18 protein-coding genes and 1 pseudogene are annotated in these 22,133 nt (G+C 72.5%); 10 read left to right on the top strand and 9 right to left on the bottom strand.

Annotated elements, in window-relative coordinates:
- Positions 1 to 83 precede the first annotated feature (83 nt).
- The gene (locus DBP14_RS15200) at positions 84 to 1,283 is read left to right on the top strand and encodes a MarP family serine protease (RefSeq protein ID WP_129307739.1); all 1,200 of its coding nucleotides are present in this window, start codon (positions 84 to 86) and stop codon (positions 1,281 to 1,283) included.
- A gap of 61 nt (positions 1,284 to 1,344) precedes the next feature.
- Here DBP14_RS15200 and DBP14_RS36865 read toward each other — a convergent pair whose 3' ends face one another.
- The 6 genes and pseudogenes from DBP14_RS36865 to DBP14_RS15170 form a co-directional block, all read right to left on the bottom strand.
- On the bottom strand, positions 1,345 to 1,524 hold the full coding sequence (locus DBP14_RS36865; protein WP_129307738.1) for a hypothetical protein: 180 nt from the start codon (positions 1,522 to 1,524) through the stop codon (positions 1,345 to 1,347).
- Between the two features lie 166 nt (positions 1,525 to 1,690).
- Positions 1,691 to 2,626, bottom strand: coding sequence for an alpha/beta hydrolase (locus DBP14_RS15190; RefSeq protein WP_129307737.1), 936 nt, complete (start codon positions 2,624 to 2,626; stop codon positions 1,691 to 1,693).
- Positions 2,623 to 3,111, bottom strand: coding sequence for a phage holin family protein (locus DBP14_RS15185; RefSeq protein WP_129307736.1), 489 nt, complete (start codon positions 3,109 to 3,111; stop codon positions 2,623 to 2,625). Before DBP14_RS15185 ends, DBP14_RS15190 begins: the two co-directional genes overlap by 4 nt.
- Positions 3,112 to 3,188: 77 nt before the next feature.
- Complete coding sequence (gene nhaA / locus DBP14_RS15180; RefSeq protein ID WP_129307735.1) at positions 3,189 to 4,625, bottom strand: Na+/H+ antiporter NhaA; 1,437 nt, start codon at positions 4,623 to 4,625, stop codon at positions 3,189 to 3,191.
- Between the two features lie 204 nt (positions 4,626 to 4,829).
- The gene (gene acs, locus DBP14_RS15175; protein WP_129307734.1) at positions 4,830 to 6,785 is read right to left on the bottom strand and encodes an acetate--CoA ligase; all 1,956 of its coding nucleotides are present in this window, start codon (positions 6,783 to 6,785) and stop codon (positions 4,830 to 4,832) included.
- A 171-nt stretch (positions 6,786 to 6,956) separates the two neighbouring features.
- Positions 6,957 to 8,477: pseudogene (locus DBP14_RS15170) on the bottom strand (SulP family inorganic anion transporter); the annotation flags it as partial.
- Positions 8,478 to 8,776: 299 nt separating this feature from the next.
- On the opposite strand from DBP14_RS15170, the gene DBP14_RS15165 reads away from it, so the two are divergent.
- Positions 8,777 to 10,042 carry a hypothetical protein gene (locus DBP14_RS15165; protein ID WP_129307733.1) on the top strand — a complete coding sequence of 422 codons (1,266 nt, stop codon included), beginning with the start codon at positions 8,777 to 8,779 and terminating at the stop codon, positions 10,040 to 10,042.
- A 40-nt stretch (positions 10,043 to 10,082) separates the two neighbouring features.
- Here DBP14_RS15165 and DBP14_RS15160 read toward each other — a convergent pair whose 3' ends face one another.
- Positions 10,083 to 11,075: an ATP-binding protein gene (locus DBP14_RS15160; RefSeq protein WP_129307732.1), complete on the bottom strand. Its 993-nt coding sequence runs from the start codon at positions 11,073 to 11,075 to the stop codon at positions 10,083 to 10,085.
- 101 nt (positions 11,076 to 11,176) lie between these two features.
- Between DBP14_RS15160 and DBP14_RS15155 the strand changes: the two genes are divergently transcribed.
- The gene (locus DBP14_RS15155) at positions 11,177 to 12,001 is read left to right on the top strand and encodes an oxidoreductase (RefSeq protein ID WP_129307731.1); all 825 of its coding nucleotides are present in this window, start codon (positions 11,177 to 11,179) and stop codon (positions 11,999 to 12,001) included.
- A 458-nt stretch (positions 12,002 to 12,459) separates the two neighbouring features.
- Here DBP14_RS15155 and DBP14_RS15150 read toward each other — a convergent pair whose 3' ends face one another.
- Positions 12,460 to 13,293, bottom strand: a complete 834-nt coding sequence (locus DBP14_RS15150; RefSeq protein ID WP_129307730.1) for an HAD-IB family hydrolase — start codon at positions 13,291 to 13,293, stop codon at positions 12,460 to 12,462.
- 582 nt (positions 13,294 to 13,875) lie between these two features.
- Here DBP14_RS15150 and ssd point away from each other — a divergent pair.
- From ssd to DBP14_RS15115, 7 genes are all read left to right on the top strand, one after another.
- Positions 13,876 to 14,982 carry a septum site-determining protein Ssd gene (ssd, locus tag DBP14_RS15145; protein ID WP_129307729.1) on the top strand — a complete coding sequence of 369 codons (1,107 nt, stop codon included), beginning with the start codon at positions 13,876 to 13,878 and terminating at the stop codon, positions 14,980 to 14,982.
- A complete protein-coding gene (locus DBP14_RS15140) occupies positions 14,979 to 16,343 on the top strand; it encodes a TadA family conjugal transfer-associated ATPase (RefSeq protein ID WP_241740922.1) in 1,365 nt (454 codons plus the stop codon). The genes ssd and DBP14_RS15140 overlap by 4 nt, the downstream gene beginning before the upstream one ends.
- Before the next feature lies 1 nt (position 16,344).
- Positions 16,345 to 17,196, top strand: a complete 852-nt coding sequence (locus DBP14_RS15135) for a type II secretion system F family protein (protein WP_129307728.1) — start codon at positions 16,345 to 16,347, stop codon at positions 17,194 to 17,196.
- Positions 17,193 to 17,978: a type II secretion system F family protein gene (locus tag DBP14_RS15130; RefSeq protein ID WP_129307727.1), complete on the top strand. Its 786-nt coding sequence runs from the start codon at positions 17,193 to 17,195 to the stop codon at positions 17,976 to 17,978. Before DBP14_RS15135 ends, DBP14_RS15130 begins: the two co-directional genes overlap by 4 nt.
- Positions 17,979 to 18,186: 208 nt before the next feature.
- On the top strand, positions 18,187 to 18,366 hold the full coding sequence (locus DBP14_RS15125) for a DUF4244 domain-containing protein (protein ID WP_129307726.1): 180 nt from the start codon (positions 18,187 to 18,189) through the stop codon (positions 18,364 to 18,366).
- Positions 18,367 to 18,388: 22 nt separating this feature from the next.
- Positions 18,389 to 18,763: a TadE family type IV pilus minor pilin gene (locus tag DBP14_RS15120; protein WP_164992332.1), complete on the top strand. Its 375-nt coding sequence runs from the start codon at positions 18,389 to 18,391 to the stop codon at positions 18,761 to 18,763.
- A 188-nt stretch (positions 18,764 to 18,951) separates the two neighbouring features.
- Positions 18,952 to 19,365, top strand: a complete 414-nt coding sequence (locus tag DBP14_RS15115; protein ID WP_129311877.1) for an Rv3654c family TadE-like protein — start codon at positions 18,952 to 18,954, stop codon at positions 19,363 to 19,365.
- A gap of 75 nt (positions 19,366 to 19,440) precedes the next feature.
- Here the strand turns inward: DBP14_RS15115 and DBP14_RS15110 are convergent, their stop codons facing one another.
- Positions 19,441 to 22,059: a DEAD/DEAH box helicase gene (locus DBP14_RS15110; RefSeq protein WP_241740920.1), complete on the bottom strand. Its 2,619-nt coding sequence runs from the start codon at positions 22,057 to 22,059 to the stop codon at positions 19,441 to 19,443.
- Between the last annotated feature and the right edge of the window lie 74 nt (positions 22,060 to 22,133).

Here is a 22,133-nt window from a genome sequence, read left to right as displayed (position 1 = left end):
GCTGTGGCCGCCCGGGCCGACGAAACCTCCCGGCCCGCGGCCGACCGGAGTGACCGCGAAGCGATGAGGCGAGGCCCGAAACAGTGAACGCGCTGGACATCCTGTTGCTGGTCGCGGCCGTGTGGTTCGCCGTCGTCGGCTACCGCCAGGGCTTCGTCGTCGGCATCCTGTCGGTGATCGGGTTCCTCGGCGGCGGACTCGTCGCCGTGTACACGCTGCCCGTGATCTGGGACGCCGTGACCGACAACGCGCAGGTCGGTACCACCGCCGCCGTGGTCGCCGTGATCATCGTCATCGTCTGCGCGTCCATCGGGCAGGCCCTGACCACCCACCTCGGCAACAAGCTGCGCCGCTACATCACCTGGACCCCGGCCCGCGCCCTCGACGCCACCGGCGGCGCCCTCGTCAACGTCGTCGCCATGCTGCTGGTCGCCTGGCTGATCGGTTCCGCGCTCGCCGGGACGACCCTGCCCACGCTCGGCAAGGAGGTCCGCGGCTCCAAGGTGCTCCTCGGCGTCTCCCGGGCGCTGCCCGCCCAGGCCGACACCTGGTTCGCCGACTTCTCCTCCGTGCTCGCGCAGAACGGCTTCCCGCAGGTCTTCAGCCCGTTCTCCGACGAGCCCATCACCGACGTCCGGCCGCCCGACCCGGCACTCGCCGCGAGCCCGGTGGCCGCCCGCGCCCAGCGGTCCATCGTCAAGGTCACCGGCACCGCCCAGAGCTGCGGCAAGGTCCTCGAAGGCACCGGCTTCGTCTTCGCCGACCGCAGGGTCATGACCAACGCGCACGTCGTCGGCGGCGTCGACGCGCCCACCGTGCAGATCGGCGGGGTCGGCCGCAGATACGACGCGAAGGTCGTCCTGTACGACTGGAAGCGCGACATCGCCGTCCTCGACGTACCGGACCTGAGGGCGACTGCCCTGCGGTTGTCCGACCAGGACGCGGCCAGCGGCGACGGCGCCATCGTCGCCGGCTTCCCGGAGAACGGGTCGTACGACGTCCGCGCCGCACGCGTGCGCGGGCGCATCACCGCCAACGGCCCCGACATCTACCACCGCGGAACCGTCCGTCGAGACGTCTACTCCCTTTACACGACCGTGCGTCAGGGCAACTCCGGCGGACCGCTGCTGACCCCCGAAGGGCGCGTCTACGGCGTGGTGTTCGCCAAGTCCCTCGACGACGCCGACACCGGCTACGCCCTGACGGCGGACGAGATCCGACCCGACATCACCCGCGGCCGTACGGCGAACGAGCAGGTGGGTACCGACAGCTGCGCCCTGTGAGCGGGCGGTGGTGCGGGGGTCGTACGACGCCTCGCGCGGGTGGTCCGGCGCGGTCGGCGGTTCAGCCGCGCGGGTGACGCAGGCGCATGGAGACCCAGCGTGCCCGGCGGCGCAGGATGCGCGGGATCCCCACGCGGAGGTCCGCTTCCGCCAGTTGCGGCGTGCCGCGCTGAGGGGTGCTCAGCCCGGCGGCCGAGCGACGGTTGCGGGGTGCGTCACTGTAGTCGTGCGTCCAGCCCATACCCCGACGTCTGCCCCCGCCCCAAGGTCGATAACCGCTTCCGCGCCCCCCAATTGGCCTATGCGGCAGGCATGTGGCCGTTCGAGGGACAGGTGTTCCAGCAGACGCCTACGGCAGGCTGTGGCACCGTCACAATGGGTGGCGCGGGACGGCCCGCCGGCCGGGCTCAGCGGTCGGGTTCGGGGTCCTTCAGCCAGTTGATCAGCTCGCCGGAGAAGGCCGTCGGGTCCTCTTCGTGCGGGAAGTGCCCCAGTCCGTCGAACAGCCGCCAGCGGTACGGCGCTTCGACGTACTCGCCCGAACCGGCCGCGCTGCGCGTCCGCGTCACCGGGTCCAGTGAGCCGTGCAGATGCAGGGTGGGCACCCGGACGGGCCGCTTCATCCGGCGGTTGAACTGGATGCCGTCCGGCCGGGCGAGCGAGCGCACCAGCCAGCGGTACGGCTCGATCGCACAGTGCGCGGTGGACGGGATGCACATCGCCCGCCGGTACGCCTCCACCGCCGCGTCCTCCGGCGGGCGCGGCCCGGACCAGTCCCGGATCAGCCGGCCCACCAGCGCGCCGTCGTCGGCGGTGAGCTGCCGCTCGGGGATCCAGGGCCGCTGGAAGCCCCAGATGTAGGAATTGGCGGCGGTCTGCCGGGCGTCCCGGAGCATCGCCGCGCGCCAGCGGCGCGGGTGCGGCATCGAGGCCACGGCGAGCCGCCGTACCAGCTTGGGGCGCATCGCGGCCGCCGTCCACGCCAGATAGCCGCCCAGGTCGTGCCCGACCAGCGCGGCGTCCGGCTCGCCGAGGGAGCGGATCACGCCGGTGACGTCCAGGGCGAGGTTGGCCGGGTCGTAGCCGCGCGGGGTGCGGTCGCTGCCGCCGACGCCCCGCAGGTCCATGGCGACCGCCCGGAACCCGGCGTCGGCGAGCGCGACCAGCTGGTGCCGCCACGTCCACCAGAACTGCGGGAAACCGTGCAGGAGCAGCACCAGCGGGCCGTCGCCGAGTTCGGCGATGTGGAAGCGGGCACCGTTGGCCGCGACGTCCCGGTGGCTCACTTTTCGTCCGCCGGGAACGTCGATCCGTACGGCCGCGGGCGCGGCGGGCTCGGTCATGAGGACGAGCGTGCCACAGCCTCGATCGCCGCGGGCGTCCGGTCCTCGGGCAGCTCGGGACGCGGGTGCGGCTTGGCGTTCTGCAGGACGCCCGCGGTCTCCTTCATCGACGCGGCGACCTTCTGCGGGCCCTTGCTCTTCTTGGCCTTCTTCGCGAACACCACGCCGATCAGGCCGAGCCCGCCGGCCACCAGCACGTTCGCCGCGAAGGACAGCAGGAAGCAGACCGCCAGGTTCCAGTGGCTCCAGGTCCGGATGCCGTACGCCAGCGCGAAGTTGAGCATCGGCAGGGAGAACACCAGTACGGCGCCGGCCACCGAGAACGCGCCACCGCTCACCGCGCCGCGCTTGACGTCCTGCTTCAGCTGGGCCTTGGCCAGCGCGATCTCGTCGTGCACCAGCGCCGACATTTCGGTCGTCGCCGAGGCGAACAGCTGGCCGATGCTGCGTTCGGCGCCGACCGGGCTGCCGTCGGGTGCGCTCATCGCGGTCTCCCTCTGAGGTCTTTCAAGCCGTGTCTACGGGGCTGTCGGGGCTCTTGATTTTGTACCGTCCCGTCAGATCATGCCGGACGGCCGCCCTCCTCGCCTGCCCCGCCCGGTACTTCGGCAAGCTTGTGGCGCGCCTCTTCCGCCCGCTCGGCGGCGATACGGCGGTGCTCGGCGGCCTTGCGCTCGTGGATCTCGGCCATGCGCAGGTGGTACGCCGGGTCGTCCTGCTCGTACACGTCCGGGATGCCGTCGAGGTCCTCGTCGCGGTCCTCCTCCTCGCACATCCGGCGGTACTTGGCGTTGCGCACCTTCAGCAGCGCCGTCGCGCACACCGCGGCGATCAGCGACCCGCTGAGGACGGCGGCCTTCACCTCGTCCGTCAGCACGGCGTCGCCGTCGAAGGCCAGTTCGCCGATGAGCAGGGAGACGGTGAAGCCGATCCCGGCGAGGGACGCCACCGCGAACACGTCGGGCCAGGCGAGCCCCTCGCCGAGCGAGGCACGGGTGAACCGCACGGTCAGCCAGGTGCCGCCGAAGATGCCGAGCGTCTTGCCGACGACCAGACCGAGGACGACCCCCAGCGTCTCCGGCTTGGTGAACACGTCGCCGAGCGCCCCGCCGGACACCGACACCCCCGCGCTGAACAGGGCGAACAGCGGCACCGCGAGCCCGGCGGACAGCGGGCGCACCAGGTGTTCGATGCGCTCGCCGGGGGAGTGCCGTTCACCCTCGCGGGTGGTGCAGCGGAGCATCAGGCCCATCGCCACGCCGGCGATGGTGGCGTGCACACCGCTGTTGTACATCAGCGCCCAGATGACCAGGGCCAGCGGCACGTACACGTACCAGCCGCGTACACCCCAGCGCAGCAGCAGCCAGAACACCACCAGGCCGGCGACCGCCCCGCCGAGTACGGCGAAGTCGATCCGGTCGGTGAAGAAGATCGCGATGATGAGGATCGCGAACAGGTCGTCGACGACGGCGAGGGTGAGCAGGAACGCGCGCAGAGCGCTGGGCAGCGAGGTGCCGATGACCGCGAGGACGGCGAGCGCGAAGGCGATGTCGGTGGCGGTGGGCACCGCCCAGCCCTGCAGCGATCCGTGCCCGGCGAGGCCGGTGACGGTGTAGACGAGCGCGGGTACGGCCATCCCGCACAGCGCGGCCACCACGGGCAGCGCGGCGGCCTTGGGGTCGCGCAGGTCGCCGGCGACGAGTTCCCGCTTGAGTTCGATGCCGGCGACGAAGAAGAACACCGCCAGGAGTCCGTCGGCCGCCCAGTGCGCGACGGACAGGTGCAGGCCGAGGGCGCCGGGTCCGAAGTGGAAGTCGCTGACCGTCTCGTAGCCGTGGTGCAGGGCCGGGATGTTCGCCCAGACGAGGGCGGCGACGGCGGCGACCAGGAGGAGGACACCGCCGACGGTCTCGGTGCGCAGCGCGTCCACGACGAAGGTCCGCTCGGGCAGGGACAGACGGCCGAGGGCCTTGCGGGGGGACAGACGGGGCGCGGTCACGGGGAGACCTCCGGTGGATGGGCAGGACGGCTCACATGCCGACCAGACTTCCCGGCGCACCCATACTGCTGTTCTCGACGCTTTGTTTAGTTTACCTAATGTGCTGGGGGGCCGGTACCGGGGATCCTCACGATAGGCACCGCGGGCGGAAGACGCAGAGGGGCACCCGCGCCTCGCCAGGCCGGGTGCCCCTCGTGCTTCCGCTCAGTCCTCGCTCGACGCGGCCGGGAGCTTGGCCTGGATGAGGTCCATGACCGTGGAGTCGGTCAGCGTGGTGACGTCACCGAGTTGGCGGTTCTCGGCCACGTCGCGCAGCAGCCGGCGCATGATCTTCCCGGAGCGGGTCTTGGGCAGCTCGGCCACCGGCAGGGTCCGCTTCGGCTTGGCGATCGGCCCGAGCGTGGCACCGACGTGGTCGCGCAGCGCGCCGATCAGCGAGTCGTCCTCGGAGGCCGTGCCCCGCAGGATGACGAAGGCGACGATCGCCTGGCCGGTGGTCTCGTCGTTGGCCCCGACGACGGCCGCCTCGGCGACCGAGGGGTGCGAGACGAGCGCCGACTCCACCTCGGTGGTGGAGATGTTGTGCCCGGACACGAGCATCACGTCGTCGACCCGGCCGAGCAGCCAGATGTCGCCGTCGTCGTCCTTCTTCGCGCCGTCACCGGCGAAGTACCTGCCCTCGAACCGCGACCAGTAGGTGTCGAGGAACCGCTGGTCGTCGCCCCAGATGGTGCGCAGCATCGAGGGCCACGGCTCGGTCAGGACCAGGTAACCACCGCCGCCGTTGGGCACCTCGTTCGCCTCGTCGTCGACGACGGTCGCGCTGATGCCGGGCAGCGGGCGCTGCGCCGAGCCGGGCTTGGCGTCCGTGACACCGGGCAGCGGGGAGATCATCATGGCGCCGGTCTCGGTCTGCCACCAGGTGTCCACGACCGGCGTCCTGTCGGCGCCGATGTGCTTGCGGTACCAGATCCACGCCTCGGGGTTGATCGGCTCGCCCACCGAACCCAGCACCCGAAGCGAGGACAGGTCGAACTTCGCGGGGATGTCGTCGCCCCACTTCATGAACGTCCGGATCGCCGTCGGGGCGGTGTAGAGGATCGTGACCTTGTACTTCTGGATGATCTCCCAGAAGCGGCCCTGGTGCGGGGTGTCCGGCGTGCCCTCGTACATGACCTGCGTCGCGCCGTTGGCCAGCGGGCCGTAGACGATGTACGAGTGCCCGGTGACCCAGCCGACGTCGGCCGTGCACCAGTAGACGTCCGTCTCCGGCTTGAGGTCGAACACCGCCCAGTGGGTGTACGCGCACTGGGTCAGATAGCCGCCCGAGGTGTGCAGGATGCCCTTCGGCTTCCCCGTCGTACCGGAGGTGTAGAGGATGAACAGCGGGTGCTCCGCGTCGAACGCCTCCGGAGTGTGCTCGGCGGACTGGCGACCCACCAGCTCGTGCCACCACTGGTCGTGCTCGCCGTTCCAGGCCACCTCCTGGCCGGTCCGGCGCACCACCAGCACATGCTCGACGTTGCCGGCCTTGGCGACCGCCTCGTCGACGGCCGGCTTCAGCGCGGAGGGCTTGCCGCGCCGGTAGCCGCCGTCGGCGGTGATCACCACCTTGGCGTCCGCGTCCTGGATACGGGTCGCGAGCGCGTCCGAGGAGAAGCCGCCGAAGACGACCGAGTGGGCGGCGCCGATCCGGGCCGAGGCCAGCATCGCGATCGCGGTCTCGGGGATCATCGGCATGTAGATGGCGACCCGGTCGCCCTTGCGGACGCCCAGCTCCAGCAGGGCGTTGGCCGCCTTGGAGACCTCGTCCTTCAGCTCGGCGTAGGTGATCGCGCGGCTGTCGCCCGGCTCACCCTCGAAGTGGATCGCCACGCGGTCGCCGTGCCCGGCCTCGACGTGCCGGTCCACGCAGTTGTACGCCACGTTCAGCGTGCCGTCCTTGAACCACTTGGCGAACGGCGGGTTGGACCAGTCCAGCGTCTCGGTCGGCTCTTTGGCCCAGGTCAGCCGGCGGGCCTGCTCGGCCCAGAAGCCGAGCCTGTCAGCCTTGGCCTGTTCGTACGCCTCCGCGGTGACGTTGGCGTGCGCGGCCAGGTCGGCGGGGGGCGCGAACCTGCGTTCTTCCTTCAGCAGGTTGGCCAGGCTCTCGTTGCTCACGACATCTCCCTTTCCAAGGGTGTCCGTTGTGTCCCAGGCCACAGCTCATCAGACCGGGGGGCCCGATGACAAGGGTCGACGGCAAAATTGGTTTAGACCTGTAGGGTGAACCGGAGCGGGACCGGCTCAGCCGAGGGAGACGCCCTGGCCGGCGGGGCCCAGCGGTCTGTGCCGGCCGGTCAGCTCGGCGGTGCCGCCCCGCACGGTGTGGGTGCTCCGCCAGTCGTGCAGTGACTCGTACGCCGCGTGGTCCATGAACGAGCCGCGCAACTCCACGACGGCGTGGGCTCCTTGGGGCACGAGATGCAGGGCCTGGCTGAGCCGGGGCACCGCGAGGAACGTCAGCTGGCCGCGGACCTGGACGTGATGGACTCCTTCCTTCTCTTCGTGCGTGATGCGGGTACGGGCGAGGCGGTGCAGGGCGAGCGCGACCGCCGTGGCCACCCCGACGGCCACGCCCTGGAGGACGCCGAGGAAGACCACCCCGACTGTGGTGGCGGCGTACACCGGCACCTCGCGGTGGCGGGTCACCGTACGGATGTGGAGCAGGGAGACCATCCGGATGCCGACGGCCATCACCAGGGCGGCGAGGGAGGCGAGCGGGATCCGCTCCAGGAGAGGGACCATCAGCAGTGCGGCGGCTACTACCAGAACGCCGTGCAGCATCGTGGAGTTCCGGCTCACCGCACCGGATTTCACGTTCGCCGTACTGCGCACGGCCACCCCCGCGACCGGCAGCCCGCCCAGCGCGCCGGAGACGATGTTGGCGGCGCCCTGGCCCAGCAGCTCCCGGTCCAGGTCGGCACGGCCGACCCGGCCGCCGCGGACCGGGGGACCGGGCCGGCCGGCGACCAGCTTGTCCACCGCCACCGCGCCGAGCAGCGACTGCACGCTGCACACCAGCGTTGTGGTCAGGACGGCGGCGGCGATCCCGAACGCCGGACCGTCGGGCAGTCCCGCCAGGGCGTGGCTGCTCCAGGACGGCAGGTCGACCCGGGGCAGGCCCAGCCCGGTGAGCCCGGCGACGGCGGTGGCACCGGCCACGGCGACGAGGGCGGCCGGGATCCTGCCCTGCACGTGTCCCGCGCGGCCGGGAACGCGGGGCCAGGCCGTCAGCAGGGCCAGGGTCAGCGCGCCCATCGCCACGGCGGCCGGGTGCGGGTCGGCCAACTGTGCCGGCAATGCCCGGAGGTTGGCGAGGACGGAGCTGTCCGGGGTGCCGCCGAGCACGATGTGCAGCTGGGCCACGGCGATGGTGATGCCGATGCCCGCGAGCATGCCGTGCACGACGGCCGGACTGACGGCGAGTGCGCCGCGCGCCACCCGCAGGCAGCCGAGGCCCAGTTGGGCGAGCCCGGCGAGGACGGTGATCCCGCACGTGGCCCGCCATCCATAGCGGTGGATGAGGTCGGCGGTGACCACGGTGAGACCGGCTGCGGGTCCGCTGACCTGGAGGGGGCAGCCGCCGAGCCGTGCCGCGACGATCCCGCCGACGGCGGCGGCGACGAGGCCGGCCCTCAGTGGTGCGCCGGTGGCGAGGGCGATGCCGAGGGAGAGGGGCAGGGCGATCAGGAACACCGCGAGCGAGGCGGACAGATCGGCGCCTTCGACGAGCCGGCGGCGACGCCGGGCCTCGGGCGGGCCGTGCGGCGGATGAGGGTGCGGGGTGCGGCACGGTGCGGGGGTCGGCATAGGTCGCCTCCTTCAGATCCTCGATGGACGCGCGTCACGGCGTACGGGCACGAGCAGGCCGGAAATAGTTCAACGATCGGTAAACGAATCGTAACGCAAAGTAAAAATCGCGCATAGGTTTTCCGGGCGAACAGCGCATTTCTTCCCTCGGGTGGGTGAACCGGGCAGTTGATCGGCTTGTCGTACTAATTCCTTCTCGACCCCGTGCGACCTTGACCGCGTTGTCGGCAAACCCGGCACACCGCCAGAAAACGCCCTCGTCGGCGTAGGTCTGAGAGAAGGAAGAAGGTGGGCGGAACATGGCCGCCACCCAGAGGATCGCCATTGGTGCCATGGTCGCCGCGGCCTGTGCCGCGTCTCTCGCCGGTTGCGCGACCGGCTCCAGTGGTTCGAAGGTAGGGGCGCACGGCCCGCAGCAGGCGGCGCAGGCACCCAAGCACGTGTTCCGTCTGATCGGTGACGGATCCACCGCGTATACCGGCGCGCAGCCGCACCTGGCGAACCCCGAGCGGCTGAAGCCGGGCCAGAAACCGCCCCAGTTCGTGGTGTTCTCCTGGGACGGGGCGGGCGAGGACAGTCAGAAGCTGTTCTCCCACTTCCGCGAGGTCGCCAAGGAGAACAACGCGCACATGACGTTCTTCCTCAGCGGCGTCTACATGCTGCCGAAGGACAAGCGGGACCTGTACCACCCGCCGAAGCACTCGCCGGGCAGTTCGGAGATCGGCTTCAACGACCTGCAGGGCATCGCCGACACGGCCAAGCAGGCGCGGCTGGCCTGGCTGGACGGCAACGAGATCGGCACCCACTTCAACGGCCACTTCTGCGGTCCCGACGGCGGCGTCGGCACCTGGTCGGTGAAGGAGTGGAAGAGCGAGATCAACCAGGCCAAGCAGTTCGTGAAGACCTGGAAGACCAACTCGGGCCTGAAGAACGCGGCTCCGCTGCCCTTCGACTACGACAAGGAGCTGATCGGCGGCCGCACTCCCTGCCTGGAGGGGCAGAAGAACTTCATGAAGGCGGCGAGCCAGATGGGCTTCCGCTACGACTCCAGCGGGGTCGACGATCAGGTGTGGCCCAAGAAGAAGGACGGCCTCTGGGATCTGTCCATGCAGCTGGTCCCGTTCCCGGGCCACACCTACGAACAGCTGACCATGGACTACAACTTCATGGTCAACCAGTCCGGCAACAGGACCCAGGGCGACCCCGACAAGTTCGAGTACTGGGGCGACCAGATGCGCGACGGCCTGCTCAAGGGCTTCTACCGGGCCTACGACGGCAACCGCGCGCCCCTCATCATGGGCAACCACTTCGAGTCCTGGAACGGCGGCACCTACATGCGCGCCGTGGAGGACGTGGTGAAAAGCGTCTGCGGCAAGCCGGACGTCCGCTGTGTCTCCTTCCACGAGCTGTCCGACTGGCTGGACGTACAGGACCCCAAGACCCTGAAGAAGCTGCGCACCCTGAACGTGGGCGAGGCCCCCAGGCAGGGCTGGGCGTCCTTCCTCTCCGGCAAGCCGGCACCGGCGCCCAAGGGCGTGCCCGGGGCGCCGGCCGAGAAGAAGTAGCCGCCCGGCGGCCGCCGGACAGCCGGTCCGGCGGCCGCCGTCAGGCGGGAGCGGTGGCGGGGGACCGGACGTCCTCGCCGAGCACGAAGGCCGGGTCGACCTGGGCCGCCAGGTCGGCCCCGGTGCGCTCGTTGCCCCAGGACTCCGCGTTCTTCAGGTGGAAGTGCACCATCTGCCGGGTGTAGCGCTCCCAGTCCCGCATCCCGTACGTGCCGTCGGCGGCGGCCCGAAGCGCGTGCAGGGCGCGGGAGTTGTCCTCCTCCAGGAGGTCGAACCGGGGCGGCCGGCCCTTCTCCATGGCGCGCACCCAGTCCGAGTGCCCGACCGTCACGAGCAGGTCGTCCCCCACCTCCGCGCGGAGGTAGTCGATGTCGTCCTGCCCCTGGACCTTGTTGCCGACGACCTTGAGGGCGACGCCGAAGTCGCGGGCGTACTCCTTGTACTGGCGGTAGACGGAGACCCCCTTCCGGGTCGGCTCGGCGACGAGGAACGTCATGTCGAAGCGGGTGAACATGCCGGAGGCGAAGGAGTCCGAACCCGCCGTCATGTCGACCACGACGTATTCGTCGGGGCCGTCGACGAGGTGGTTCAGGTACAGCTCCACCGCTCCCGTCTTGGAGTGGTAGCAGGCGACCCCCAGGTCGGCGTCCGTGAAGGGGCCCGTGACCATCAAACGGACGGCGCCGCCGTCGAGTTCCACCGGGCGGGCGCAGGCGTCGTACACCGGATTGGGCTCCCGCACCCGGACCAGTCGCGAGCCCTCGCCCGGCGGAGTCGTCTTGATCATCATGGCGGTGGAGGCGATCCGCGGGTTGCTGCCGCGCAGGTAGTCCTTGATCACCGCCAGTCGCTCGCCCATCGCGGGCAGGGCCGCCGCCTCCGCCTCGTCGAGGCCGAGCGCGGGGCCCAGGTGCTGGTTGATGTCGGCGTCAATGGCGACGACAGGCGCGCCCGCCGCCACGAGGTGGCGGACGAAGAGGGAGGAGAGCGTGGTCTTGCCGCTGCCGCCCTTTCCGACGAAAGCAATTTTCATGTTCACGAAGAGTAGTCGGTTGATAGCTGTATGTGGCAGATGGAAGTGAAGAAGACCACTCCTTCGTGGGGTGCGACCCGGACATGCGTAGGGTCGTACTCATGAGTACGACAGGCGCATCCGCCGATCCGCTCGCGGCCCTGGGTTCGCTGCCCGGCGTGGCCGAGTCCGTGGAGTCCGTGCGCAAGTCCGTGGACCGGGTCTACGGGCACCGGATCATGCGGCGCCGCAGCAACGAGATCACCTCCGAGGCGGCGCTGCGCGCGTCCCGCGGCTCGGCGGCGCTGTCCGGTGCCGACTGGGCCCTGGAGGAGGTGCGGCGGCGCACCGACTTCGGTGCCGGCGCCGAGGCGCGGGTGATGGGCGCCGCCCTCCGGCTGACCGCCGAGGCGGGCCAGCTGCTGTCGATCTGGCGGCAGTCACCGCTGCGGGTGCTGGCCAGGCTGCACCTGGTGGCGGCGGCGACCGACGGGGACGATGTGGGCCGGCCGCGTCAGGCGGGCGAGGAGGCCGACGAACCGCTGATCGAGCTGCCGCTGCCGGACGCGCGGGAGGTGACCGGCAGGCTGGAGGGCCTGGCGGACCTGATCATCGCGGGGACCTCCGCGCCCGCGCTGGTGACGGCCGCCGTGGTGCACGGCGAGCTGCTCGCTCTGCGCCCCTTCGTCTCGTACAACGGCCTTATCGCGCGCGCGGCGGAGCGGATCGTCCTGGTCGGCAGCGGCCTCGATCCGAAGGCGGTCTGCCCGGCCGAGGTGGGCTACGCCGAACTGGGCCGCGCCTCCTACCTGGCGGCCCTGGACGGATACGTCTCGGGCACCCCGGAGGGCATGGCGGCGTGGATCGAGCACTGCGGCAAGGCGGTCGAGCTGGGTGTGCGCGAGTCGACGGCGGTGTGCGAGGCGCTGCAGCGTGGCGCGGCGTGAAGGCGGCGCTGCACCGCGGCGCGGCATGAAGGCGGCGCTGCACCGCGGCGCGGCATGAAGGCGGCGTGAGGGCGGCCCGGAACGGGTTGCGGCGGTACGAGTTCTCGTACCGCCGCTGGTATGAGCACCGGGTTACCAAGCGTCCTCGATGTGTTGCCCATCAGGTCGGGGACTTTGCCCGTCACCTGGTGCGGCTGGCCCGTAATCGACGGGTCGACGTCGCGTGGGTGCCCGGTGTTCATACGGGGTCCGTGGGGCCAACTGCGTAGTGGTAGGGGATCCTCTCGGATGTCCTTTGGTCTCGCGGGCCGTTAAAACCTTTGTACTGCACGTCGGGCACCGAGCGGAACCCCTGCTCGCACTTCTTTACTTGTAGGTTCAAACAGGTGCGAACCGGACATCGGTTCCGACGTTGGTCTCGCACCGGTCCGATGCCGGTCCGCTCGTCGGAAACGGCCTCAGGAGACCGTGGCGCGGCGCCGGCTCGCGTACCAGACGAGGCCCGCGGTGGCGGCTGCCGCACCTACGGCCGCCGCGGCCACCAGGACCGGGCGGGGTGTCACGGAGAAGGTGGACAGCCGCTGCTTCAGCCGGACCGGCCGGCGGAACTCCAGAATCGGCCACCCGCGCGCGGAGGCCTCGCGGCGCAGTGCGCGGTCGGGGTTCACGGCGTGCGGGTGGCCGACGGCCTGGAGCATCGGCAGGTCGGTCGCCGAATCGCTGTAGGCGTGGCAGCGGTCGAGGTCGTACCCCTCGGACGCGGCCAGTTCCCTGATCGCCTCCGCCTTGGTCGGGCCGTAGGCGTAGTACTCGACCTCGCCGGTGAAGCAGCCGTCCTCGCCGACGACCATGCGGGTGGCCACCACCCGGTCGGCGCCGAGCAGTTCACCGATCGGCTCGACCACCTCGGCGCCCGACGTGGACACGATCACCACGTCGCGCCCGGCCGCGTGGTGCTCCTCGATGAGGGAGGCCGCCTCGTCGTAGATGATCGGGTCGATCAGGTCGTGCAGGGTCTCGGCGACGATGTCCCGCACCTGCTGGACGTTCCAGCCCCGGCAGAGGTCGGACAGGTACTCGCGGGTGCGCTCCATCTGGTCGTGGTCCATGCCGCCGACCAGGAAGACGAACTGGGCATATGCGGTACGCAGTGCCGCCCTGCGGTTGATCAGTCCGCCTTGGTAGAAGGACTTGCTGAAGGTGAGCGTGCTCGACTTCGCAATGACCGTCTTGTCCAGGTCGAAGAAGGCTGCCGCGCGAGGCAAGGAGTGGTTTTCCACGCCTCTGAGCATAGGCGCCCACCATTCGGCGTAAGGTGGGGCGCGTGGGTTTGCCTGAGAAGGCTCTCGGGTACACCATGGAAGTCACGGATCGTTCGCGACCGTGCTAACCCGGTCCGGCTCCTCCCCCCCCGAGTCGGCCGTGGGGACGACCCCCGCTCTCCCCCCCGGCGGGGGTCGTCGCATGTCCGGGTGGGTTTTCCAGCATTCCGCGTGGCCGTATGGCCGGAGGCGGTCCCTCCGCGTGCGGCGATCTGTCATGCCCATGTTTGATTACTGAAGGTAATCCACAGGCTGCTCTCCGGAAGTCGTACGGCGAACCGCGCCGAGGTCACCGGTATGGGTGAAGGCGATTTCCACAAGGGACGACTTGTCCACAGTTTTCGACCAAGATCCACGAGATTTCCAGGATCGCTGCACCGTGATTCCAGCGCACTCCGGCGACGGCGAGTTCATGGCCGGTTCCGAATGCCGGAGCGCGTATGGCCGGTTTCCGCCGGCCGCTCATATGGAGGCCGCTCGCCGGTTCTCCACACGGTGGGGAATGGCGTGGCCATGGGGTCGCGCCGCCCACGCAGCGAAGGGGGAACACGCATGACCGGAACCGTCACCCACGACCCGTCGTCCGCCACGGCCGGGCGGCCCGGACAGCCGCTCATCGTCACCGAGGACGCCGGCCTCCTCGACGACCTGCTGCGCCTGTGCGCCGCCGCCGGCGCCACCCCCGAGGTGCACCACGGCGTGCCGGAACCGGGCGGTGGCTGGGAAGCCGCCCCGCTCGTCCTCGTCGGTGATGACGCCGCCCGCCGGGTCCGCGGCGCCGTGCGGCGCGGCGGGGTGGTGCTGGTCGGCCGGGACCAGGACGACTCCGAGGTGTGGAAGCGGGCCGTCGAGATCGGCGCCGACCACGTCCTGATGCTCCCCGATGGCGAGCAGTGGCTCGTCGACCGCATCGCCGACGTCGCCGAGGGCGTCGGGCGCCCGGCCCTCACCGTCGGCGTCATCGGAGGCCGGGGCGGAGCCGGGGCCTCCACCCTGGCCTGCGCCCTCGCCGTCGCCTCCGCCCGCGAGGGACTGCGCACCCTGCTGGTCGACGCCGACCCGCTCGGCGGCGGGCTCGACGTCCTCCTCGGCGGCGAGAGCGCCGAGGGACTGCGCTGGCCCGCCTTCGCCGCCTCCCGCGGCCGGGTCGGCGGCGGCGCCCTGGAGGAGTCGCTGCCCGAACTGCACGCCCTGCGGGTCCTCAGCTGGGACCGCGGCGACTGCGTGGCCGTCCCCGCCCCCGCCGTGCGCGCCGTGCTGGCCGCCGCCCGCCGCCGAGGCGGCACAGTCGTCGTCGACCTGCCGCGCCGCCTCGACGAAGGCGTCGCCGAGGCGCTCGCCCAACTCGACCTGGCGTTGCTCGTCGTCCCCGCCGAACTGCGCGCGGTGGCGGCCGCGGGACGGGTCGCGTCCGCCGTCGGCATGGTCGTACGGGACCTGCGCGTCGCGGTACGCGGACCGTACGCACCCGGGCTCGACGACCGCGAGGTGGCCCGCCTGCTCGGCCTCCCCCTGGCCGGCGAGGTGCCCGTCGAACCGGCCCTGCTGCGCGCGCACGGCACGGCGAAACCACCCGGCGCGAACGGACGCGGCCCCCTGGCCCGGTTCTGCGCGGACTTCTGGGAACGGACCCTCGCCGAGGCGGGAGGCCCCCGATGAGCCTCCCCGGACTCGACCGGGCGGACGGCGCCGCCCTGCTCGACGGCGTCCGGCGAAGACTGGCCGAGAGCGGCGCCGAACCCACTCCCGCGCGCGTGGCCCAGGCCCTGCGCGAACAGGGCCGGGTGCTCGGCGACGCCGAAGTCCTCGGCGCGGCCGAACACCTGCGCTCCGAACTCGTCGGTAGCGGCCCGCTGGAACCACTGCTCGCCGAACCGGCCGTCACCGACGTCCTGGTGTCGGCGCCCGACCGGGTCTGGGTGGACCGGGGCGGCGGCCTGGAGCTGACCGCGGTGACCTTCCCCGACGCCGCGGCCGTACGACGCCTCGCGCAGCGCCTGGCCGCCGTGGCCGGACGCAGGCTGGACGACGCACGGCCCTGGGCGGACGCCCGGCTGCCCGACGGAACCCGGCTGCACGCGGTGCTGCCCCCGGTGGCCGTCGGCTGCACGTGCCTCTCCCTGCGGGTCGTACGGCCCCGGGCGTTCACGCTCGACGAACTCGTCGCGGCCGGCACGGTGCCGCCCGGCGGGGACCGCGTCCTGCGGGCGCTCCTGGACGCCCGGCTCTCCTTCCTGGTCAGCGGAGGTACCGGGACGGGGAAGACGACCCTGCTGAGCGCGTTGCTCGGCCTGGTCGGGCCGGGTGAGCGGATCGTGCTCGCCGAGGACTCGGCCGAGCTGCGGCCCGACCATCCGCACGTCGTACGGCTGGAGACCAGACCGGCCAACCAGGAGGGAGCCGGCCTGGTCACCCTGGAGGACCTCGTCCGGCAGGCCCTGCGGATGCGGCCGGACCGGCTGGTCGTGGGCGAGGTCCGCGGCCCCGAGGTGGTGCACCTCCTGGCGGCCCTGAACACCGGCCATGAGGGCGGCTCAGGCACCGTCCACGCCAACGCGGCGGCCGATGTCCCGGCCCGCCTGGAGGCCCTGGGCACGGCCGCCGGACTGGACCGGGCCGCACTGCACAGCCAACTGGCGGCAGCGCTGTCGGTGGTCGTCCACCTCGTACGGGACCGGTCCGGACGGCGCCGGATCGCCGAGGTGCACGTGCTGGAACGGGACGGGTCGGGGCTGGTCCGGACGGTACCGGCTTTGCGCTGGGACGCAAGGGCGTTCGCCCGGGAGCGGGGGTGGCCCCGGCTGCGGGAACTGCTCGGGACCGCGGGCACACCGCTCCCGGAGGCCGCGCCCGCGCGGGCCGTGTCCGCCGGACCGGTGAGTGCGGGTGGGTGGAGTGCGAGGAGCGCGGGCGGACCCGGCGAGGAGGAAACGCCCGCGCGGGAGGCGGCTGCGGTGGCCGGGACGGCCGGGCCAGTGCGAGGGACGGGGTGTGAGAGGGGTGAGGGAAGCGGTGGGTGAGATGTCCTGGAGTGCTGCGGTGGCGTGCGCCGGCGCGGCGGTGTTGTTGCTGGGCGGGCGGCCCTCAGGGGCGCGGCGGGCGCGGCTGCTGTTCGCGGGTGGGGGAGTGGTGCCGATCGGGCCGCCCCCGTGGGAGAAGGCACTCGGCGAACTACGGGGCCTGCGCGGCCGATTGGGCGCCGAGTGGTGGTCCCTCGTCGCCGGGCTGGTGCTCGCGGTGCTGGGGACCTCGCTGATTCCGGTCGTCGCGGGGGCCGCCGGGGTGCCCGTGCTGCGCCGGGTGCGGCTGGCCCGGGAGGCCCGGCTGGTCCGGGAGCGGCGCGCGGACGCGGTGATCGCCCTGTGCGAGGCCCTCGCGGGGGAGGTGCGCGCCGGACGGCAGCCGGGCGAGGCGCTGTTGCGCTCCGCGCGGGAGTCCGGCGGGCTCGGGGACGGGCAGGCGGCTGTCGTGGCGGCGGCGCGGTTCGGCGGCGACGTGCCGGGCGCGCTCGCCGTCGCGGCCGGGCCTCCCGGTGCCGAGGGGCTCCTCGGGCTCGCCGCCTGCTGGCGGGTGGCCGTGGACCAGGGAGCCGGGCTCGCGGACGGTCTGGACCGGCTGGACGGTGCCCTGCGCGCCGAGCGGGACCAGCGCGCCGATCTCCGGGCCCAGTTGGCGGGCGCACGGGCGACGGCACTACTGCTGGCCGCACTGCCCACCCTGGGTGTCCTGCTCGGCTCGGCCATGGGCGCCGATCCGCTGCACGTGCTGCTGCACACCGGCGCCGGACTGGGCTGCCTGGTGGCGGGAGCAGTGTTCGAGGCCGCCGGTGTGTGGTGGGTCGCCCGGATCGTGCGGGGAGCTGAGGCGGTATGAGCGGGGACGTCGTCCACAGGCTGGGGATGACCGTGGCCGTCACGCTGCTTCTCGGCTGGACCGCACGGCGGTTCGCGGCGGCCCGGCACCGGCGCCGGGCGCGGCGCCGGCTCGCCGAACTACTGACCGCGCCGGCGGTGGCGCCCGCGCCGGGATTCGACACCCGGGGTGCCTGCCGGCGGTGGCTGCCCCTGGCCGGTGCGCTGGGCGGCGGGTGGGTGCTGGTCGGCGGTTTCACCGGGGTCCTGGTGGGTCTGGGCGTCGCGGCGGGGCTGTGGCACTGGCGTCGGCGTACCGGAGACACGGGCCGGACCGGGGAGGCGGACCGCGCCCTGGCCGCACGCCAACTGCCGCTCGCCGCCGATCTGCTGGCCGCCTGTATCGCGGCCGGCGCCGGCCCCGTCGTCGCCGCTCAGGCCGTGGGGGAGGCGCTCGGCGGACCTGTGGGGGCGAAACTGGCGCGCGGGGCGGCCGAGGTGCGGCTCGGCGGTGAACCGGCCGACGCCTGGCGGTCGTTGGGCGCGCTGCCCGGCGCCCGGGCCCTGGCACGGCTGCTGGAGCGCGCCGACGAGTCCGGGCTGCCCGCGGCGGGCCCCGTCGCCCGCCTCGCCTCCGACGCGCGGGCGGAGTGGGCCCGCGGCGCCACGGCCCGCGCGCGCCGGGCGTCCGTGCTGGTCTCCGCCCCGGTGGGCCTGTGCTTCCTGCCCGCCTTCATCGCGGTCGGCGTACTGCCCGTGGTGATCGGACTGGCGAGCGGCGTGGTGGGAGGCGGTGGGGGCTGAGGAGGGGGCGGGGGCTGAGGCGGGCCACCGGTACATGGCGGACGGAGGTGATCGGGCAGACGGCACGGATCCACGACGGCAGTGCTCGGACACGGACGTGGTCCCACACGGACGTGCTCGAAGACAGCACACATCACTCATCAACGCATACCAGTGATCAACAGGACTGAACCTCACGGGGGTTGAGATGAAGAAGAAGGCAAGGGACATGGCGGCACGACTACGTGGACTGTGGCGCCGGGACACGGGCATGGTGACGTCCGAGTACGCGATGGGGATCGTCGCAGCGGTCGGCTTCGCGCTGCTGCTCTACGAGGTCGTCACCAGCGGCCAGGTCAAGGCGGAGCTGCAGTCCATCGTGAAGCGGGCCCTCAGTGCGCGGATGTGAGCGCGGGGCGGACCGGGGCTTCGTGACCGCCGAGGCGGCCATGGCGCTGTGCGTGCTGGTGGCGTTCACCATGGCGCTGGTCTGGGCGCTGCTCGTCGTGGCGGCACAGATCAAGTGCGTGGACGCCGCCCGCGCCGGCGCCCGGGCCGCCGCCCGCCAGGACCCCGCGGGCGCGGTCGTGAAGGTGGCCCGGGAGGCGGCGCCACGCGGGGCGGAGGTGACGGTGCGACGCGAGGGCGACGAGGTCCACGTGACGGTCGTGGCGAATCCGCCGGTCCTGACGGGGCTGCCCTTCGAGGTGCGGGAGGAGGCCGTGGCGGCGGCGGAGGACACGGTGGGCGCGTCGACGGCGGCGCAGCCACCGCCGGGGAGCCGGTCGAGGGGGCGGGAGCGGTGAGGCGCGGGTATTTCGTTGGTTCTCGGCTCCGGCCCCGCGCGGGCGGGCCGAGCCACGGGCCCGGAGGCGGGAGCCCAGAGCCGGGCGACCGGCCGTCCGCCACCGTCCGGGGCATCCTCGCCGAACGCCTGTGGCGTCGCCTGCCCGGCAGGTGTGCCCGGCGGGCCGACCGTGATGCCGTCGCGGTCCTGGGTGCCCGCGCGGCAGCCCTTCGACGCTGGGCGGGTGAGAGGTGTTCCCGGCCGGGGGACCGGGGTTCCGCCACCGTCTGGGGTCTCGGCGCCGTCGCCGTGCTCTGCGTGGTGTTCGGGGCCGTACTCGCCCTCGGGCAGGCCGTCGTGGTCCGGCATCGGGCGGCGGGCGGGGCCGATCTGGCGGCCCTCGCGGCAGCGGACCACTGGGCCGACGGCACCACCGGTGCCTGCGCCCGGGCCGAGCGGGTGGCCGCGGCCCAGGGGGTGCGGCTGGTGCGGTGCGCGGTCGAGGGCGAGATCGCGGACGTGACGGCGGCCTCGGGGCGCGGGCCGTTCACGGCGGCGGTACGGGCCAGGGCCGGACCCGCCGGTCCGGTGCCGGAGCCGGTGCCGGGGCGGGGGCCTTAGCGGGGCGCCGCGCGCGAGCCCCGGGGAAAGCCGCAGGCCCGGCTGAGGGGCCGGGTCGGGGCCGGAGGCCCCCCGCTACGGCTCCGGCTGCTCAACCGGCTGCTCAACCGACTGCTCGACCGGCCCCTCAACCGATTGCTCCGTCGGCCGCTCGGCCGACTGCTCGGCCGGCCGCTCGTCGGGCTTCTCCTCCGGTGCCCCGCGCAGCACCACCGTGAGAAGCCGTACCGCGCCCCTCTTGTGCAGCGGATCGTTGCCGTTGCCGCACTTGGGGGACTGGATGCAGGACGGGCAGCCGGCGTCGCACTCGCAGGAGGCGATGGCCTCCCGGGTGGCGGTGAGCCAGGCACGCGCGGTGTGGAAGGCGCGCTCGGCGAATCCCGCGCCGCCGGGATGGCCGTCGTACACGAAGACCGTCGGCAGCAGGGTGTCCGGGTGGAGCGGGACGGAGACGCCGCCGATGTCCCAGCGGTCGCACGTGGCGAACAGCGGTAGCAGGCCGATGGAGGCGTGTTCGGCGGCGTGCAGGGAGCCGCCGAGGATCTCGGGACTGATCCGCGCCTCGTCGAGCTGGTCCTCGGTGACCGTCCACCACACCGCGCGCGTGCGCAGCGTACGAGGAGGGAGGTCGAGTTTCGTCTCCCCCAGTACCTCACCCGTGATCAGCCGTCTGCGGAGGAAAGAGACCACCTGGTTGGTGACCTCGACCGAGCCGAGGCAGAGGCGGCCGGAGCCCCACGGGATCTCGGTGTCCGTGTCCAGGACGGAGATCGCGGTGGTGTCCCGGGCGACCGTCGAGTACGGCGGGTCGGCCTGTTCGACCAGGGCGACCGAGTCCTCCAGGTCGAGGGCGCGCACCAGGTAGGTGCGGCCCTGGTGCAGGTGTACGGCGCCCTCGTGCACCGTGGAGTGCGCCGCGCCCGCGTCGACCGTGCCGAGCAGCCGTCCCGTGCCGGACTCGACCACCTGCACCGGCCGGCCGCCGGCACCGCGGATGTCGGTCAGGTCGGCGGCCCGCTCGCGGCGCGTCCAGTGCCAGGCCCGGGTGCGGCGGCGCAGCAGCTTCGCGGCCTCCAGCTGCGGCAGCAGCTCCGCGCACGCGGGACCGAAGAGGTCCAGGTCCTCCTCGGTCAGCGGGACTTCCGCGGCGGCGGCGCACAGGTGCGGGGCGAGGACGTAGGGGTTGTCGGGGTCGAGGACGGTGGATTCCACCGGCTGGGCGAACAGGGCCTCGGGATGGTGGACCAGGAAGGTGTCCAGCGGGTCGTCGCGGGCCACCAGCACCGCCAGGGCGCCCTGTCCGGCGCGGCCCGCGCGGCCGGCCTGCTGCCACAGGGAGGCGCGGGTGCCCGGGTAGCCGGCGATGACGACCGCGTCCAGGCCGGAGACGTCGATGCCGAGCTCCAGGGCGGTGGTGGCGGCGAGCCCGAGGAGTTCGCCGGAGTGCAGGGCGCGTTCCAGGGCGCGGCGCTCCTCGGGGAGATAGCCGCCGCGGTAGGCGGCGACACGCCGGGACAGCGAGCGGTCCACCTCGGCCAGCCGCTCCTGGGCGATCACCGAGATCAGCTCGGCGCCGCGCCGGGAGCGTACGAACGCGACCGACCGCACGCCCTGCACGGCGAGATCGGTGAGCAGATCGGCGGTCTCGGCGGTGGCGGTACGCCGTACGGGCGCGCCCTTCTCGCCATGCAGTTCGGTGAGCGGCGGCTCCCACAGGGCGAAGACCAGCTCTCCGCGCGGGGAGGCGTCGTCGGCGACCTCGACCACTGGCAGGCCGGTCAGCCGGCGGGCGGCGACGGCGGGCTCGGCGGCGGTCGCGGAGGCGAGCAGGAAGACGGGCGAGGCGCCGTAGCGGGCGCACAGGCGGCGCAGCCGGCGCAGCACCTGGGCGACGTGCGAACCGAAGACGCCCCGGTAGGTGTGGCACTCGTCGACGACGACGTACTTCAGGGACTTCAGGAAGGAGGACCAGCGGGCGTGGGACGGCAAGATGCCGCGATGCAGCATGTCGGGGTTGGTGAGCACGTAGTTCGCGTACTGGCGGACCCACTCGCGTTCCTCGAACGGCGTGTCGCCGTCGTACACGGCGGCGCGGATCCCGGAGCCCAGCGGTTGTGAAAGTTCCTTCACCGAGCGGCACTGGTCCGCCGCCAGCGCCTTGGTGGGAGCCAGGTACAGGGCGGTGGCCCCACGGCCGCCCACCCGTCGCCCGCCACCACCCCGCGGAAGCGCTTCGCGCTGCTGCGCCCACTGGGTGGGCGCCTCGGAACCGCTCAGAAGGGTGGACAGCACGGGTACGAGATACGCGAGGGACTTTCCGGAGGCGGTGCCGGTGGCGACGACGACCGAATCGCCGTCCAGGGCGTGCTCCGCGGCCAGCGCCTGGTGGGCCCAGGGATGCTCGATGCCGCAGGCGTGCAGGGCGGCGATCACCTCGGAGCGAATCCGGTCGGGCCAGACGGCATGCCGGCCCGCACGTGGGGGCAAGTGCTCCGTATGAGTGATGCGCGCAGCCCGGCTCGGCCCGGAGGCGAGCCGGTCCAGGACCATGCCCGGAGACGGGCGGGACGCCGGGTCCGCCGGGGGTCGATCGGATCGGTGATTCTTGGCCATCGGCACCGAGTGTGTCACCGGCGTGACGGACAATGGAGCCAAGGCGTCGTGCACGCCTGCCGGTAAGTGATTGAATGCCATCGCGGCTGGCGTTGCGTCCCGGGGGCCGCAAGTGACGGTGCCCGAGGGACGACCGCTCGATAGCAAGGTGCTGG

It is taken from the genome of Streptomyces sp. L2 (genome assembly GCF_004124325.1).
GTDB lineage: Bacteria > Actinomycetota > Actinomycetes > Streptomycetales > Streptomycetaceae > Streptomyces.
This window is presented reverse-complemented; position numbering and strand designations above follow the sequence as displayed.